General features: G+C 71.6%; 15 protein-coding genes. 7 read left to right on the top strand and 8 right to left on the bottom strand.

The window, feature by feature from the left end:
* Nucleotides 1-120: 120 nt before the first annotated feature.
* Together lpdA and ACFC79_RS16655 are read right to left on the bottom strand one after the other, a co-directional pair.
* Nucleotides 121-1533, bottom strand: a complete 1413-nt coding sequence (gene lpdA / locus ACFC79_RS16660) for a dihydrolipoyl dehydrogenase (protein WP_376240642.1) — start codon at nt 1531-1533, stop codon at nt 121-123.
* A gap of 14 nt (nt 1534-1547) precedes the next feature.
* A complete protein-coding gene (locus ACFC79_RS16655) occupies nt 1548-1676 on the bottom strand; it encodes a hypothetical protein (protein ID WP_376240639.1) in 129 nt (42 codons plus the stop codon).
* A 399-nt stretch (nt 1677-2075) separates the two neighbouring features.
* On the opposite strand from ACFC79_RS16655, the gene ACFC79_RS16650 reads away from it, so the two are divergent.
* Nucleotides 2076-3305 carry a condensation protein gene (locus ACFC79_RS16650; RefSeq protein ID WP_376240637.1) on the top strand — a complete coding sequence of 410 codons (1230 nt, stop codon included), beginning with the start codon at nt 2076-2078 and terminating at the stop codon, nt 3303-3305.
* Nucleotides 3306-3598: 293 nt separating this feature from the next.
* Here the strand turns inward: ACFC79_RS16650 and ACFC79_RS16645 are convergent, their stop codons facing one another.
* A complete protein-coding gene (locus ACFC79_RS16645) occupies nt 3599-4492 on the bottom strand; it encodes a hypothetical protein (RefSeq protein ID WP_376240636.1) in 894 nt (297 codons plus the stop codon).
* A gap of 230 nt (nt 4493-4722) precedes the next feature.
* Here ACFC79_RS16645 and ACFC79_RS16640 point away from each other — a divergent pair, with 230 nt between their 5' ends.
* Nucleotides 4723-6000 (top strand): MFS transporter, encoded by a 1278-nt coding sequence (locus tag ACFC79_RS16640; RefSeq protein WP_376240633.1) that lies wholly within the window; start codon nt 4723-4725, stop codon nt 5998-6000.
* A gap of 22 nt (nt 6001-6022) precedes the next feature.
* Here the strand turns inward: ACFC79_RS16640 and ACFC79_RS16635 are convergent, their stop codons facing one another.
* A complete protein-coding gene (locus tag ACFC79_RS16635) occupies nt 6023-6673 on the bottom strand; it encodes a maleylpyruvate isomerase family mycothiol-dependent enzyme (RefSeq protein WP_376240630.1) in 651 nt (216 codons plus the stop codon).
* 71 nt (nt 6674-6744) lie between these two features.
* Here ACFC79_RS16635 and ACFC79_RS16630 point away from each other — a divergent pair, with 71 nt between their 5' ends.
* Nucleotides 6745-7776 carry a LysR family transcriptional regulator gene (locus ACFC79_RS16630; protein ID WP_376240627.1) on the top strand — a complete coding sequence of 344 codons (1032 nt, stop codon included), beginning with the start codon at nt 6745-6747 and terminating at the stop codon, nt 7774-7776.
* A 68-nt stretch (nt 7777-7844) separates the two neighbouring features.
* Here ACFC79_RS16630 and ACFC79_RS16625 read toward each other — a convergent pair whose 3' ends face one another.
* The 4 genes from ACFC79_RS16625 to ACFC79_RS16610 form a co-directional block, all read right to left on the bottom strand.
* Nucleotides 7845-8624, bottom strand: a complete 780-nt coding sequence (locus ACFC79_RS16625) for a class I SAM-dependent methyltransferase (protein ID WP_376240625.1) — start codon at nt 8622-8624, stop codon at nt 7845-7847.
* A gap of 351 nt (nt 8625-8975) precedes the next feature.
* Nucleotides 8976-9212, bottom strand: a complete 237-nt coding sequence (locus tag ACFC79_RS16620) for a chaplin (protein WP_376240623.1) — start codon at nt 9210-9212, stop codon at nt 8976-8978.
* Between the two features lie 219 nt (nt 9213-9431).
* Nucleotides 9432-10004, bottom strand: coding sequence for a transcriptional regulator (locus ACFC79_RS16615; protein WP_376240621.1), 573 nt, complete (start codon nt 10002-10004; stop codon nt 9432-9434).
* 403 nt (nt 10005-10407) lie between these two features.
* Nucleotides 10408-11763, bottom strand: coding sequence for an MFS transporter (locus ACFC79_RS16610; protein WP_376240618.1), 1356 nt, complete (start codon nt 11761-11763; stop codon nt 10408-10410).
* A gap of 404 nt (nt 11764-12167) precedes the next feature.
* Here ACFC79_RS16610 and ACFC79_RS16605 point away from each other — a divergent pair, with 404 nt between their 5' ends.
* From ACFC79_RS16605 to ACFC79_RS16590, 4 genes are all read left to right on the top strand, one after another.
* Nucleotides 12168-12659 (top strand): carboxymuconolactone decarboxylase family protein, encoded by a 492-nt coding sequence (locus tag ACFC79_RS16605; RefSeq protein WP_376240661.1) that lies wholly within the window; start codon nt 12168-12170, stop codon nt 12657-12659.
* 47 nt (nt 12660-12706) lie between these two features.
* Nucleotides 12707-13681: an oxidoreductase gene (locus ACFC79_RS16600; protein ID WP_376240615.1), complete on the top strand. Its 975-nt coding sequence runs from the start codon at nt 12707-12709 to the stop codon at nt 13679-13681.
* A gap of 244 nt (nt 13682-13925) precedes the next feature.
* Nucleotides 13926-15491: a cytochrome P450 gene (locus ACFC79_RS16595; RefSeq protein ID WP_376240612.1), complete on the top strand. Its 1566-nt coding sequence runs from the start codon at nt 13926-13928 to the stop codon at nt 15489-15491.
* Nucleotides 15492-15630: 139 nt separating this feature from the next.
* Nucleotides 15631-16611, top strand: a complete 981-nt coding sequence (locus ACFC79_RS16590; RefSeq protein ID WP_376240610.1) for a hypothetical protein — start codon at nt 15631-15633, stop codon at nt 16609-16611.
* Nucleotides 16612-16633 lie beyond the last annotated feature (22 nt).

The following is a 16633-nucleotide window of genomic DNA, read 5'->3' as shown; positions in this document are numbered from 1 at the left end:
GCATACGTCCAGTATGCGGACGCCCCTCCGCCTTGCGATGCACCACATCTGACGCCGCGCACCGGTCCACCACGGATTACGGGACAGCCCTTGGGCGACGCCCTCGCCCGTTCCGGCGGCTCACATGTTGATCATGTGGCCGGCCAGACCGTGCACGGCTTCCTTCACGGCTTCGCTCAGGGTCGGGTGCGCGTGCACGTTGCGGGCGACCTCGTGCACGGTGAGATCCCACTGCTGAGCCAGGGTGAGCTCCGGCAACAGCTCGGTGACGTCCGGGCCGATCAGGTGGCCGCCGATGAGCTCGCCGTACGTGGCGTCGCTGATGAGTTTGACGAAGCCGGTGGTGTCGCCGAGGCCATGGGATTTGCCGTTCGCGGTGAACGGGAATGTGGCCACCTTGACGTTGTATCCGAGGTCCCGGGCCTGGGCCTCGGTGTAGCCGAAGCTGGCGACCTGGGGCTGGCAGAAGGTGGCCCGCGGGATCATCGCGTAGTCGAGTTCCATGGTCTCGGCGTCGGCGATCGTCTCGGCGGCGATGACACCCATGGCCTCGGCGGCGTGCGCGAGCATCAGCTTGGCGGTGACATCGCCGATGGCGTAGAGGTGCGGAACGGAGGTACGGCAGCGGCCGTCGACGTCGATCGCGCCGCGCTCGGTGAGCGCCACGCCCGTGTTCTCCAGGCCGTAGCCGGTGATGTTGGGGGCGAAGCCGATGGCTTGGAGCACCTTGTCGGCCTCCAGGATCTGCTGGGCACCGTCCTTGCCGGTGACGGTGACTCGGACCTGGGGGCCGGACTCGTCGATGGCGTCGACGCGGGTGGAGGTCAGGACGTCGATGCCCAGCTTGCGGTACTGGCGGGCCAGTTCGGCCGAGACGTCGGCGTCCTCCAGGGGTGCCATGCGATCGAGGAACTCGACGACGGTGACCTTCACGCCGTAGTTGTGCAGCACGTAGGCGAACTCGACACCGATGGCTCCGGCGCCCGCGATGACGACCGACTCCGGAAGCTCCTCGGCGAGGATCTGCTCCTCGTACGTCACCACGCGCGCACTGCGTTTGGTGCCGGGCAGCAGCTTGGGGGTGGCGCCGGTGGCGATGATGCAGTTCTCGAAGCCGATGTTCCGGGTGTTGCCGTCGTAGTCGGTGACCTGGAGGGTGTGCGGGTCGAGGAAGGTGCCGCGGCCGTCCAGCTCGGTGATCTTGTTCTTCTTCATCAGGTAGTGGACGCCCTTGACCCGGCCGTCGGCGACCTTGCGGCTGCGGCGGAATGCCTCGCCGTAGTCGAAGGAGACCTTGCCCTCGACCTTGATGCCGAAGGTCTTCGCCTCCCGGGTGAAGATGTGGGCCAGTTCGGCGTTGCGCAGCAGGGCCTTGGTGGGGATGCAGCCGACGTTCAGGCAGACGCCGCCCCAGTACTTCTCCTCGACGACGGCGACACGCCGGCCCAGCTGGGCGGCGCGAATGGCGGCGACGTAGCCGCCGGGGCCGGCGCCGAGTACGACGACATCGAACCGATCGTCCTGCTCGATCATGAATCGTTCCTCTTTCATTTCGTCTGTCGTTCCATGATGCGTGCTGGCCAGGTGGTGCGCTTGGTGACGAAGTCGGCGATGACGTCTTGCATCTGCGTCAACCCCGGCTCTTCGAAAGAGTAGTGGCCGACGTTGTCCGGCATGACGGTCTCGACCGGGGCCTTCGTGATACGGGGCAGGGCCGGCAGGCCGGGGCCCGGGGCTTCAACGGTCCTCGGCGAGAAGCGCGGCAGGCAGTCGGGACGAGGCCCGGCGGACAGGCCGGTCCGGACGGTCGGCCGCCTCGTCCGGCGCGCGGCGCGCCCACGGCCGCGCGGGGGCGCACACGCCGCCGAAACGGCCGCGGCGGAGCCGGTGGGCCTCCGCAGACGGGTCATCGGGCCTGCCGGACGCATGCCGACGGCGTGGACAGGTCCCGCGCCGGGGGCGGATGCGGCTGTGCACGCGCTCTTCACTCGTCCGTGTCCAGTTGGCACATTGGCCTTCCGAGCAACAGCTCGGCAGTCGATGGTGATGCTGTCCGTTCCGGGAAGGGGATCACGATGGAACGTCTCCTCGCACCGCACGAGGCGGCCATCGCCGCCGCGGGTGTGCGGGTCGTGCTGTACAGCGAGGTCGAGGGGGAGCTGGATGAGGCCGTCCTGGCGCAAGCCCTGATCCGTCTGCGGGCCTGCTATCCGCTGACCGCGGGGAGGATCACCGCCCCGGAAGGAGAAGAAGGACCGCTGATCAGGGTCGATGACGCTGCCGCAGGCCCCGTGATCAGCCACGGTGTTGATTTCGACGAGGAGATCAACACGCCTCTCGCCTGGGATCGGGGTCCCCTGCTGCGACTGGCCGTCATGCGCGAGCCCGGTCGCACCCGTGTGGTGCTGACGCTGCCGCGAGCGTTCGTCGACGGCATGAGTTACCTGGCCGTGCACGAACGCCTGTGGTCCCTGTACACCGCGCTCGCCACGGACCGGCCCGCACCCGCCGTCCCCGTCCAACCGGTGCTGGGCCCGGCACTCGATGATCTGCTCGCCGCCCGGTTCGCCCCGCAGCAGTTGCTCGACTTCGTCGCTGATCGGGAGCGGCTTGACGTCAGTGCTCCGCCCGCGCTCCTGCCCGCGCTCGCGTCGCGCGACGGTGGGCCCGGCCCCGACCTGAGGTTCGGGATCACCGGCCTCGAAGCCGGAACCGATCAGCGGAAGCAACTCGCCCGGCGCGCCGAAGAAGCCTCGCTCACCCTCAATTCTCTGGTATCCGGCATCCTGCTGACCGGCCTGCGCGCCCTGTTCCCGGCACAGGACGGACCGGTGCAGATGCTGTGCACCACGGCCGTGGACATGCGTCGCAGGCTGTCCCCGCCGCTGCCCGCCGACGTCCTGCAATCCGCAGCGACGACCACCTCCATCCGGATCCCGGTCACCGACCAGGCCCGCCCCGCGGAGGTCGGACAGAAGCTGGCCGCCCAGCTGCGCGCGGATCTGAGGAGCGGGGCCGCGGCCATGGAACTGGCGGCCTTCCCCTACATGATCGACCAGCACCCACCCAGCTTGGTCATCACCAACGTGGGCACCATCCCGGAACCGGAACTGCCGGACGGACTCCGGATCACCAACGTGCGCCTCGCGCCCCTCGGACATGTCCCCATGATCTTCGCAGTCGTCAGCCAGTACCAAGGCCGCCTGGCGGTCGACCTCGCGCACAGCAGGGCCTGGCACACCGACACCCAGATCAACGAGTTGGGCGGCCAGGTATCCGCCATCGTCAATCGTCTGACCACATAGCCGCAGCCCCGACGATGTCGGCCGAACGGCCTGCCGGCGGCTCGGAGAGGCGCGCAGCCTCCACCTCCGCAGGCCGAACCCGACACCCTGCAAGCCCTGCCTCGGCCGGCGCCGGTGGCCGCGGATGCGGGTGCGGGTGCGGATGCGGATGCGGATGCGGATGCGGATGCGGAAGCGGAAGCCTGACGGAACCAGCCGGTCCGCTCGTGGACGACGAGGACCGTGGGCGATGAGGACCGTGGACGACGAGGGTTGGCGGTCGGCGGATCGGATGAGGACCGGCGGTCGGCGGATCATCTGCGGACCGGCCGGTTCCGCGGCGTCCGATCGCGCAGGACGAGCAGCGTCCAGCCGCGTCCGGCGGGGTCGAGTTGCCTGGTCGCGGCGGTGAACAGTTCGGCGGCACGGCGGTAGGAGAGCCGTCCACGACCGGTCACCGGGCAGCGGTCGGCTGCCGGTGTGCCGGTGGGGGCTCGGCGGCAGGTGACGAACACCGGCCCCGCGGTGCGCCCGGCCAGCAGCATGGGGAGCAGGCGTGCCGTGCCCGGCCCCCAGGTGAGAGGAGCGGCCGTGCCCGGCCTGGCACGCCGACCGAGCAGGTCGAGGTGGCCGATGTCGAGGGCGAGCGCCCGTTCGACGGAGACGCCCGACTCGTGGAGGAGATGCCACAGGGTCAACTCCCTGAGCGGAGCGCGCAGGGTGAGGGCGGCGCGTGCCCGGTCCCGGTCGGTGGCGCTTTCCCGCACCGGCGTCGAGGCAGCGGGCGCCGGGACGGCAGCCGTCGGACCTCCGGGAGAGGCCGGTGCCGGACCTGGCCCCGACGTGGGCAGCGCCAGCCCGGCGGCCGGGTCCGCGCTGATCCAGCCTCGGGCTCGCCACCACGCGATCGCGGCTCGGAGGCAGGCGAGTTCACGGACCAGTGTGCGCGGCTGCGCGGCGGCGGCACGGTCGACCAGTCCCCGTCGCAACCGCTGTACGGCCCGCGGGTCGTCGAGCCAGGCCAGCGGGACCACAGGCGGGAGCGCGCCCCTGCGCTCGCGACCTGTCGGGGCCCGGCGGTCAACCAGCGGCCAGGCCCACCCGTGCAACGAGATGCGGTAGACGCGGCTGGATGAACTGCCCAGCCCGGCCGCGGCGAGATAGCGGTCGACTGCGGCGCAGTACTCCACCGGCGCCGGACAGAGCATTTCCGAACCTTCGCTTCGCTGCTGAATCACCCTGCTCGCTTCCGCAGTAAACGGCTTCATCGGAGACGAATCAATTTCTTGCCAATGAAGCCTACCACCAGGCATGTTGCAGTAAATGAAGCCCATTTACTGCGCCAATTCCCCGAGAAGTAAAATTGCCAGCACGAAACTCAATTTTCTCTCCGGAAAATCTTGTGGAGCAGGGGTCGGCAGCGGCACATTGCGGAGCTATGACACTTCGCACTCCTCCTTCCGCCGAAGCGGCGCCCCGGGGCGCCGCGCATCGTCTGCGCGTGCTGCGGCACTCCCGGTTCCGTCGCTTCCTCGTCGGTCAGAGCACGTCCCTGATCGGCTCCGGCATGAGCACGATCGGCGCGACCTTCGCCGTACTCGAACTGCCCGGCGGCGGGGTCGACGCCGTCGGCCTGGTCATGGCGGTACGCATCGTGGCGATCCTGGCCGTGCTGCTGCTCGGCGGCGTGCTCACCGACCGGCTCGGGGCCCGAACGGTGATGCTGACGGCGGATCTGCTCCGGTTCGGCGCCCAGGGCGTCCTGGCCGTGCTGCTGATCACCCAGACCGCGCAGCTCTGGGAGCTTGTCGTGCTGGCAGCGGTTCTCGGCATCGGCGAGGGCGGTTTCAGCCCGGGTCTGACGGCCCTGGTGCCCGGCCTGGTGCCCGAGGAGGAACTCTCGGACGCCAACTCGCTGCTGCAGATAGCCCAGGCCGTGGCCTCGGTCGCGGGTCCCGGTCTGGCCGGTGTGCTCGTCGCCGCCTTCGACGCGGGCACGGTGATCGCGGTCGACGCGGTCAGTTACGGCGTGAGCGCCGTGGCCCTGGCCGGACTGCATCTCTCGCAGCCGGCCTCGCCCCGCCGCGGGCTGTTCACCGACGTGAAACACGGCTGGCGGGAGTTCACCTCCCGCACCTGGCTGTGGGTCACGACGCTCCACATCAGCCTGTTCAATTTCGTCCTGTGGGCGCCGTTCCTGGTGCTGGGGCCGATTCTTTCCCAACAGCGGCTCGGCGGCGCGAGTTCCTGGGGGCTCGTACTGGCCCTGTACGGCACCGGATCGGTCGTCGGCGGCCTGGCGCTGCTCGGCAGGAAGCCCGGTCGGGCGCTCGTCTGGTCCATGGCCGCATCCATGGGCTGGGCACTTCCCGCCGCGGCGCTTGCCGCGCGCTTGCCGCTGGCCGGCGTGACGGCGGCAGCGTTCTTCGCGGGGGCCGGGGCGGCGGCGTGCAGCGCCCTGTTCGACACCATCGTCCAGCGTGACATTCCTGTCGAAGTCCGCGGGCGCATCAGCGCGTTCGACAGTCTGGGCGCCTTCGCCCTGGGACCGCTCGGGCTCGTACTCGCCGGGCCGGTGTCGGGCGCCGTGGGAGCGGATCGGCTCCTGGCATTCGGCGCGGTGTGGCAACTGGCGGCGGCCGGCGCGGTATTGGCACTGCCGTCCGTACGGCGGCACGGGGCGACGCCGCGGGTGGACCGAACGGAAGGCTCCTGAGCCGGAGATCCGCCCTCCCGGTTCAGGAAACGGTGAAACGGCCGCTCGCCCCGCCCCGCAGCCGACCGACCGGGAGCTTCCGGCCGAACGCGACCAGCAGCAGATCCTGGGCGGCCCCGTACACGGGAGTGCCGCTGCCGAAGGACCAGTCCAGATCGTCGGCGCACAGCCGTACCCCGTCGATGTCCGCCCCGAAGAACCTGAGGCTGCGGGGGCGGACCTCGCCGAGCAGGACGCGCACCCGGTCCTCCGGGACCCGCCGGTCGATGCCGAGGGCGACGGTGATGTCCAGCCCGTGCACCACATCGTGGCCGAGTGCCGCCGCGAGTCCGCCGACCGGCGGCTTCCAGGGGTGATGTGCGTTGTCCCGCAGGAAGGCGGCGAGCCGGGCGGCCGGGTGGGTGGCCGCGTCACGGCGGGCGACCCGGTCGGTCATCCGGTCGAGGCTGCCCCGCGCCTTCGCGAGTTCGGTGAGGGTCGCCGCCGTCGAGTACCGGAACCCGGTGGACATGTGAGCGGCGACCTCGCGCACCCGCCATCCCGTACAGAGGCTCGGCTCGTCCCACTGATCGGTGCCCAGGCCGTCGAGCAGGTCCGCCAGCTCCCGGCGCTCCGCCGCGATCACGGCCCCGAGGTCGGTCCTGTTCCTGGCGCGGTCGCTCGTTCTCCCCATGTGCTCAAGCGTGTGCGCGATCGATGCATAAGTCTAATAGACAGTCATGCTGCGATCTAGAATCATTGGTTATGGAACTTCGGCAGCTCCGCTACTTCGTCGCCGTCGTCGAAGAGGGCGGTTTCACCCGTGCCGCTGCCCGGTTGCATCTCGCCCAGCCGGGACTGAGCGCCCAGATACGCCAGTTGGAGCGCGAGTTGGGGCAGCCACTGCTCGACCGCGTCGGCCGGTCGGTCACCCCGACGGAGGCGGGACGAGCCGTACTGCCGTACGCGCGCGCCGCGCTGGCCGCCGTGGAGGGGATCCGGGAGACGGTGGACGAGATCACCGGGCTGATGCGCGGTCGGGTCACCATCGGGCTCGTCTCCGGGGCCATCGGCCACACCTTCGACGTGGCGTCCGTCCTCGCCGACTTCCACGACGCGCACCCCGGGGTGGAGATGGCCCTCACCGAGGACACCTCGGTGCGGATGCGGGCCGCGCTCCTGTCCGGCGAACTCGACATCGCCCTGCTCGGCCGGACCGAGGACGAACCATCGCCCGGACTCTGCTTCCAGACGGTGATCGACGATCCGCTGGTCGCCGCCGTCGCTCCCGGAGACCCGCTACTCGCCCGCGCCGAACACACCGAACGCACCGGACGCACCGGACGCGCCGGGCGCACCGGGCGCACCGGGCGCACCGGGCGTACCGATGAGGCTGATGGGATCGATGGCGCTGATAGAGCTGTTGGGACTGGCGGCGGCACCGTTCCGCTGGCCGAACTGCGCGAGCGGCCGCTGATCTGCCTGCCGCGCGGCACGGGGGTGCGCGCCGTGCTCGAACGTGCCTGTGCGCAGGCGGGGTTCCAGCCCCGTATCGCCTTCGAGGCAGCCGCTCCGTACGTTCTCGCACGACTCGCCGTCCGAGGTCTCGGTGTCGCCGTGCTGCCCGCCGGTGAGGAGCCGGTCCCCGACGGGCCGCTGCGTACGCTGCGGATCGTCCGTCCCTCTCTGCGCGGCCGGGTCGCCCTGGCCTGGCGGGCCACCGGACCCGCGAGCCCGGCGGCCCGCGCACTCCTCGCCCGGCTGCGCGAGGTCCTGCCGGCCCTGCCGGACGGGTAGTCGGCAGGACGGCCGGGCCGCCGGGCTCCGTGGCCTCACGCAGCCGGGTCAGGTCCGTCGTGCGGGCTTCACGGGCGCCGGGCGGTGAGGACGGGCTGGAAGAAGCCGCTGCTCGCGGGGGTGTGCCAGGTCGGCGCGACGAATCCCGCCCGGTCGGCGAAGTCGGCAAGTTGTCGCTGGGCAAGAGCCCAGTAGGTACTGCGTCGCACCCGGACGCTCCAGCCGTCCCCCTCCGGCAGCAGTCGGAAGTGTTCGAGGTCGTAGTGCTCGCCGTCGTCGTGCCAGTCCCACAACTGGAAGGTGACGGCTCGTCCGGCAGGGGACGAGCCCGTTCGCGGCATGGTGGACGCGGGGCGGGAGCGCAGGATCTCGTCGTAGGGGCGCGTGCTGATGAGCAGCAGGCCGTCGGGACTCAAAACCCTCCTCATCTCTGCGAGGGCCGCGCACACGTCCTCCTCCGTGAGCAGGTGCGGGAGGGAGTTGTCGGCGCACACGACGGCGTCGAACCGGGAGTCGGCGAAGGGGAGTCGTCGCATGTCCGCGGTCGCCGTCGGCAGGCGAACCCCACGAGCGGATGCCTCCCGCGCCGCGCGGTCGACGGCCGACGGGCTGATGTCGGTGCCGACGACCCGGTGGCCCCGGAGGGCGAGCGGGATCGCCTGGGTGCCGATCCCGCAGGAGCAGTCCAGTACCGGGACCGGACCCGTGCCGAGTTCGGCACGGATCAACGCGTCGAGAGCCGTCCCCTGTCGGGACATCGCCTCGTCCCAATCGGCGTACACGAGGTGGTAGTCGGTCGCGAGCTCGTCGTAGAAGTGCGCCACCGTTGAGGGGCCGGATCCGGACATGCGGCTCAGGGTATCGGCACCCTCCCACGCGTGGCCGCCGGGCCGACGGATCGCACAGGGCCGCGACGGAACCGACCCGGCCGGGCGTGCCGAGGCAGGTGTGCCGTACCCCGGGTCGGAGCGCGGTCGGCCCTCGGCCCGTCCAGGCGCTCACGGACGAGGGCCCGTCCGGGGCTTCCCGGACGGGCCCTGTGTCAGGGTCCCGACGTCATATGCCGCGCTGTTCGCGCCGCCGTCGTTGCGGTCGCCGTCCCCGTGCCGCGGGGGCACCGGGAGCGGCAGGCGTTGCCGGGCACGGCCCGGCCTCCGGCCGGACGACGGCGGTCCGAAGACACCGTCCGGCTCAACGCCCTAGTTGTTGACGCAGGTGTTGCCGAAGGACGGGTTCAGCAGGGCGATGATGTCGATGCTGTTCCCGCAGAGGTTGATCGGGAGGTGCACCGGGATCTGGATGGTGTTGCCGGAGATGACACCGGGGGAGCCGATGGCCGCACCCTCCGCGCCGGAGTCGGCAGCGGCGGCACCGGCGCCCGCGAGGACGGCGGTGGCGGTAAGGGCAGTCGCAGCCAGAGCGGTTCGAATACGCATTTTTCTCCCATCAGGGGATACGAAATATCTGAACCCGATCAGACCATGAACATCTTCTTTTCAGCACGTCGGAGCAGTCCGCACTCACCCGTTTGGCGGCCCGACACCCGTTCCCACCACGGAAGGACAGGGCCGAACGGGTGAAGAGGCGGATCGGGCACGGGGCCGGGAAGCAATCCGCTCGGCGAAGCGCCCGGACTGCAGTCCTCCGCCGCGCCGTCAGGCGGCGAAGCCGATACTGGTGCAGTACTCGTACTGGCCCCACTGCGAGCCGAGATCGACGATCTGGTCCACCCACGCGTCGTCCAGGGCCCTGTCGTCCGCCCGGGCCCATGCGTCGACGATCCGGTCCCAGTGACGGATGTTCAGGGTACGGAATTCCAGGAACCTCTGGTGCGGACGGGACACCTGGGACTGGTTGAGCGGGTGGATCTCCACCCGTGTACCGCGCCCCTGGGCGTTGAGGCGACCGAGCAGGTACCGGGCGACGTTGGCGCGGCGCACCGTGCGGTAGGCGGTTTCGATCTTTTCGAGGCTCGTGCGCGAGGGACTGCGCCGCTCGTCCAGCCATGCCTTGAGGGTGCGGTCGGTGACGGTCAGACCGGCGTCCCGCGCCGCCCGGCGGCTGTGGGCCGACTTCGTCAGGTAGTGCAGACGTGCCATCCAGCCGCGTCGGGCGGTGACGGGGGTGGCGATGCCGCCCGCGAGTTCGTCGAGCCGACGGGCCACCAGTTCGTGCCCCTTGACGCCTCGGGCCCCAAACTTTCCGAACTCACGTGTGCGCTCAGGCACTTCGCCTTCCCCTGCTGTGTCGTTCCTGCCAGGCCGGGTGCGTACCCGGACCCGGCGGTGGCCGAAGTTCTGCCACGCTCCTGTCGGCGACCACCGGAAGTCCAGCATGCCGGGTGGGCCGATGTCGACCGCAACCGCCCCCGTCCGAAGCGGATCGTGTCGTTCCGTCGGTCCTGCGACGGCATCCGTCCCGTGTCGGCATCCGTCCCGTGCCGGCGTCGGCGGTCCTGCTTCGGTATCGGTCCTGCCTGGGTGTCGGCGTCGGGTGCTACGTCGGCGTCGGCCCTGCCCGGGTGTCGGCGTCGGCCCCGGTGCGCTTGCGGGGCCCGGCCTTCGCGCGGGCCCCGGTGTTCGCGCGGGCCCGGCCCTCGCGCGGGGCCCTGTCCGCACGGGGCCCGGCGTCCTACCGCTTCCCGGCCGTCGCCACCATGTCCCGGACGACGGTGCCCGCCCCGAGGGGCCGCGGCTCGGACTCGGTGGGCGCCTCGGCCACGACGCGGTATCGGCCGCGCGAGAGCGCGGCGGCCGGCAGGGACAGCAGCACCGTCGCCATCACCGCGGCGATGAACCAGCCGGAGGCCCCGTGCTCGCCGAGGTATGTCGCCGCCGCGGGGGTGACGGCGCCGAGGAGCGAGGTGGTCAGCGCGTGCGGCAGACCGATGCCCACGCCCCGTACCTGCGGCGGGAAGATGTCCGAGAGGAGCTTGGGCAACAGCATGGTCACGCTGCCCAGATAGAGGACACCGGTTCCGTAGGCGAAGAGGAGACCGCCGAAGGTGCCGGACATGCCGAGGTAGGCGTACGAGCCGATCGCGGCGAACACGGTGCTGATCACGACGAGAAACCTGACCTCGCCGATCCGGTCGGCGAGGAGCCCGATCGGCACCTGAACGGTCATCAGCGCGGTGGTCGCGCAGACGACGACCCAGAACATCGTGCCGGGAGCGGCGATGCGCTGGCCGACGGCGGGGATGACCGCGGTCCAGACGCCGCCGACGGTGCCGGTACCGGCCACGAGCAGCACGCACAGCAGGACCTGGCGCCGGTAGGTGCTCAGCACCTCGCGGACGGAGCCGCGTGCGGAGCGTGCGGTCGCCTGGCGCCGGAAGACCTCCGTCTCGGCGAGGCGGTTGCGCATCAGCAGCAGGATCAGCCCGAAGACGCCGCCGACCAGGAACAGCACCCGCCATCCCCAACTGGTCATGGCTTCCGCGCCCAGCCCGGCCGTGAGCGCGCCGCCGAGGAGGGAGGCGACGAACGCGCCCGCCGAGGTGGTGACGGAGAACAGGCTGCCGTAGAAGCACTTGCGGTGGCGCGGCGCGACTTCCATCAGGTACGCGGCGGCGGCCGGCCATTCGCCGCCGGAGGAGATGCCCTGCGCGACGCGGGCGACCAGCAGGAGGACGGGGGCGAGGAAGCCGATGCGTTCGTAGGTGGGGGCAAGTCCGATGAGGAGCGATCCGCCCGTCATCAGGGCGATGGCCAGCATCAGCGCGGGTTTGCGGCCGCGCCGATCGGCGAGCCTGCCGAGCAGGACGCCGCCGAGGGGCCGGACCAGCACACCGACGCCGAGGACCGCGAAGGCGCCGAGGAGCGACGTGACCGGGTTGGAGGACGGGAAGAACTGCTGGGCGAAGAGGGGCGCGAAGAGCCCGTACCCCAGCCAGTCGTAGGACTCCACGAAGTTGCCGACGACGGTCGCGGCGACGGACCGGCGCCGCGGCAGGGGTGGCGCCGGTGTGCGAGGGGCGGCGGGCATGAGGGCTCCTGACGGGATGCGCGGGGACGGGAGAACGGAGACGGGGAGAACGGAGACGGGGAGAGCGGGCGTTCATGCTCACCGGTCCGTTCCGGCGCGGCCAACTCCCGTATTGCTGAGCACTTTTCGTGTGCGAGGTGTTCTGACAGCACGCCGTGTACGGCGTTCGAGTGCCGTGAGGATGCGCACTTTCGGAGTTGGCCGGGCAATTCCGCGCTCGCCACGATGAGGCACCTTCCGGCCTGTCGAAAGGACGTGCACCGATGCCGACCGCAGAAACGATCAAGGATCTTCCGGGACCCGGCCGCCGCACGGGGACGCCGCCGGGCTCCGGGATCACCGAGGAGCGCAGGCCCGCGCCCCGCATCACCGTCGGCAACGATCTCCCGGGCATCAGCGGCCTGATGGCCGACCACCCCGACACCGGGGCGCCCCTGTCGCAGTTGGCGGAGACGTTGTTGCGCGCCCCCCGGTCGCTTCCCCCGGGCGAGCGCGAACTGATCGCCGCGTACGTATCCGAGCTGAACCGCACCCCGTTCTGCTCCCGCTCGCACAGCGCGTTCGCCGCCGCGCAGTTGGCAGGCGGTGCGGGTCTGGTGGCAGAGGTGCTGGCCGATCCGGACCGTGCCGACATCACCCCCCGGCTGCGCGCCCTGCTCCGGATCGCGGCCGAGGTCCGGGAAGAAGCACGGCCTGTCTCCGATCACGCGCTCACCACCGCCCGGAACGAGGGCGCGGGCGACGACGAGATCCACGACACCGTGCTCATCGCCGCCGCGTTCTGCATGTACAACCGCTACGTCAACTGCCTGGCCACGGCCCTGCCGACCCGCCCCGACCACTACGACGTGGCGGCCCGGCTCATCGTCTCGCGCGGCTACACCGCCCCGCGGTGACCACTGATCACCGACCACGTCCCGACCTGGCTTCGAGGGAGGCCGGCATGGCCTGGAGCACGACCGACATACCCGATCAGCGCGGCAGGACCGCTCTGATCACCGGGGCGACCGGGGCCATCGGGCTCGAAACCTCCCGGGCCCTGGCCGCGAGAGGCGCCCGGGTGGTGCTCGCCTGCCGGGACACCGGACGCGGGCACGCCGTCGCGGCACGGATCGGGGGCCGTGCAGAGGTGCTGGGGGTCGACCTGGGCTCCCTCGACTCCGTACGGGAGGCCGCCGTGCAGGCCCACCACCGCTACGACCGGCTGGACCTGCTCATCAACAACGCGGGGGTGCTGCTCCCCCCGTGCACACGCACGCAGGACGGTTTCGAGCCGCACTTCGGTGTCAACCACCTCGGGCACTTCGCGCTCACCGGCCTGCTGCTCGACCTCGTCGAGAATGTACCGGGAGCACGTGTGGTGACGGTGTCCAGCCTCGCCCACCGGCTGGCGCGCGGCGGCGCCGGGGACGGCGTGCCGGGAACCGGGCGGGCCCATCACCGGGCGGCGGCGTACGGGCGGTCGAAGCTGGCCAACCTGCTGTTCACCCGCGAACTCCAGCGGCGCCTGGCGGGTGCCGGTTCCCGGGCGGTCGCGCTGGCCGCTCATCCCGGGGTCTCGGCCACCGGGCTGTGGAGCGGTGTCCCCACGTGGTTGCGGCCGGTGAGCACGGTCCTGCTCAGGGGGATGGCGCATCCGCCGGCCGCCGCGGCGCTACCCGTGCTGCGGGCCGCAACGGACCCCCTCGTCCGAGCAGGTGCCTATCTGGGGCCGGACGGTCTCGCGGGCTGCCGGGGCGCACCAGGGCCCGCCGGGTCCAGTCGGCTGTCGCGCGACGGCGTCGAGCAGCGCCGTCTCTGGGCGCTCTCGGAGGAGCTGACCGGTGTGCGGTTCGGCGGCCCGGGACCGCACGGGGTGGCCGGCCGGGCCGCCGCGGTCCGATGCATGCGTACGGGAACGGCCGGGGCGAGAGCGTGAGCGCGGGCGGGGAAGTGGGCGCGCCGCCGCCCGTCGCGGGCCTCTCGGGCCGGTTTCGCCTGCTGGTGCGTCGGCTGCTGCGCCGATTCACGGCGTACCTCCACGCGGCCGAACCGCTGCCCGAGGTCAACGGTGCCTCGTACGCGGCGCGACGGTACCCGACGGGCGGAGAGGAACGCCGCTCCCCCTCACCGCGCCCCGCACCTCTTCGACGATGTTCCCGCCCCCGTCAGGGAGGCCATCGATGAAGACCGGTCGGGCAGGGGGGCCGTTCGTCGAGGAATCCGCGCCCCGGACCACGAGCGCCGGGCGTCTGGTGCGGCGCCTGTTCGACCCGGCCGTGCGGGCGGATCCGTATCCGCTTCTCGAACGCATCCGTGACCGCGGTCCGGCGTGGCCGGGCGACGACGTCGTGGTGTTCTCCTCGTACGAGCACTGTGCGGCGGTGCTGCGGTCCGTGGCGGCGGTGCCCGCATCGGCGGCTGCCCCGGCCGTACGCCCGTGGGGGCGCGCGACGATGCCGGGCCCGGCTGCCGAACGGTGTCGGCGCGCCCCGGCACCACCGGTCGTCGTGCCGGTCGCGCCCGACCGCCTCGAACGCTGCGTGCGGGACCTTGTCGACGACCGGCTGGACTCGGTCGCGGCACGTGGCCGCCTGGAGGTGGTGACGGATCTCGCCTGTCCCCTGCCGGTGGCACTGGTCTGCCGACTGTTCGGCCTCGCAGAGGTCGATCAGGTATGGCTGCGCCGACGGCTGATGCCGTTGTCCCGTGTCTGGGAGCCGCATCGCGCGCTGCTCGGCACGGAACCGCCCGGGTACGACGAGCAACTCCGCGCGGAGTCCGAACTCGACGTCTTCTTCGGGGATTTGACCGCACGACGCGGCACGGACCTGCGCGACGGGCTGCTGGCACCGACCCTCGCCGGGCTGCCGGCCGACGAACGGCCGAGCGCGGCCGAGACCTGGGCGTGGTGTCGGGTCCTGCTCGTCGACGCGCTGGAGAGCGCGGCCGACCTGATCTCCAACGGTGTGCTGGCCCTGCTGCGCGCCCCACACGAACGGGAGGGCATCCGGCGGCGCCCGGCCACCGCCGCGGCCGTGGTCGGGAAGGTGCTCCGGACGGACCCGCCGGTCCAGGTGCTTCAGCGAACGGCACGTGCCGACCTGGACGTGTGCGGAGTCCGGGTGCCGGAGGGGACGACGATGGTGCTGCTCATGGCCGCCGCACACCGCGATCCGCACCGCCCGGCCGGATCCGACGCGTTCGACCCCGACGCACCGCGGGAGCATCTCGGATTCGGGCCCGGATGCGGGCATCCGCACGACCCCGGGTTCGGACACGGCCTCGGGGTCGGGCACGGTCCCGGGTCAGGGCGCGACCTCCGGCTCGGGCACGGTCCCGGGTTCGGCGGTCAGCCGTGCATCGCTGTCTCGACGGCCCGGCTGATGGCACGTCACGTGCTCGTGCGCTTCGCCCAACGGGTGGAGCGCCCCCGCTTCGCGACCGGCACCCCGACCTACCGGCCCAGTGTCGCGCTGCGGGGTCTCCGCGCCCTGTGGGTCGACGCCGACGGCTTCGGTGATCGCGCGCGGCCGTGGATCCCGCGCCAGGTGCCGAACGGCGCCACGAGCGACCGACGTCCCCGGCACGAGGCACGAACGCCGCACGAGACACCGGGTACGCACGGCGCAGGAACCCCGCCCGCGGTACGGCCCCTGCTCGAAGCACGGCCCCCGCGCCAGGCACCGGCCCTGCGCGAGGCACGAACCCCGCACGAGGCACGAACCCCGCACGACGGGTTCCCGTGACGCAACTTCCAGATTGCTCTTCCGCGGCTCCCGCGTCTTCGACATTGCTCTGTCGCGGGCCGCCGCTTCTCCCGGATTGCTCCGTCGCGATCCGGGCTTCTTCCAGATTGCTGTGCTCCCTCACCGGAAGGATCTCGTCATGCACTCCGTCATGGAACGCATCCCTCCCACGCCCCCGTCGGCGCACGCCGACCGGGGCGGCTCACTGTTCGTCAACGGCGTCTTCCCGCGCCGCCGCACCCTGCTCATCGGCCTCGCCGCGCTGTTCGGCTTCGCGCTGACCGTGGTCTGGTCCTACGAGTTCGTCGACCGGACCATCGGGGCGAACGTCGCCGGAGCCCTGTTGGGGCACGACGCGGCCACCGCCTCGCTGGGCAGCTCCTTCCTCGGCATCGCCTTTGCGCTGGCGACCGGTGTCGGCGGCACGTTCACCGCCTGCAACGTGGCGGTGTTCAGCGCCATGGCGCCGTTGGCGGGCCGGATGGACTCCCGGCGCAGCCGCCTGGGGCGGCTCGTCAGGCCGCTGGGCTGCCTCGCGGCGGGCTCCGTCGCCGTCTCCGCCGTGTACGGCGTCGTCGTCGCCCTGGTCGGTACGGGCATGCCCCAGTTCCAGCTCGGCCCGTCGCGGCACGGCGGCTTCTCGCCCAGCACGATCCAGGCCATGGTCACCTTCGGTGTCATCGGCGCGGCGATGGTCTGTCTGGGGCTGGCCTCGCTGGGCCTGGTCCGGGACCCGCTGGCCCGGTTGGCCCGCCGCTTCCCGAACGCGCCTCTCGTCGTCATGGGCGTTCTGCTCGGTGGCTTCCTCGTCGGCCGGCCCTACCCGCTCTTCCGGCGCCTGTTCCACGACGCCGCCGAGAGCGGCAACGTCCTGTACGGGGCATCCGCCTTCGCTCTGCAGGCCGTCGGCAATCTCGTGATCATGAGTGTGCTGTTCGTGCTGCTGACGCTGCTGGCCGGCCGCAGGCTGGGCTCCTGGCTGACGGCCCGGCCGAGCCGCGCCTCCGCGGCGATCGCCGCGGCGTTCATCGCGGCGGGTGTCTTCATGATCCTGTACTGGGACGTGCGCATGCTCGCCATGCGGGACCTCATCTGGTACCCGCTCGCTCCGTGGGCCTGAGGGCGGATCCGGTCATGCGCAA

It is taken from the genome of Streptomyces sp. NPDC056061 (genome assembly GCF_042266885.1).
Classification (GTDB): domain Bacteria; phylum Actinomycetota; class Actinomycetes; order Streptomycetales; family Streptomycetaceae; genus Streptomyces.
Note: the sequence above shows the minus strand (reverse complement) of the source record. Positions and strands in the feature narration are given on the sequence as shown.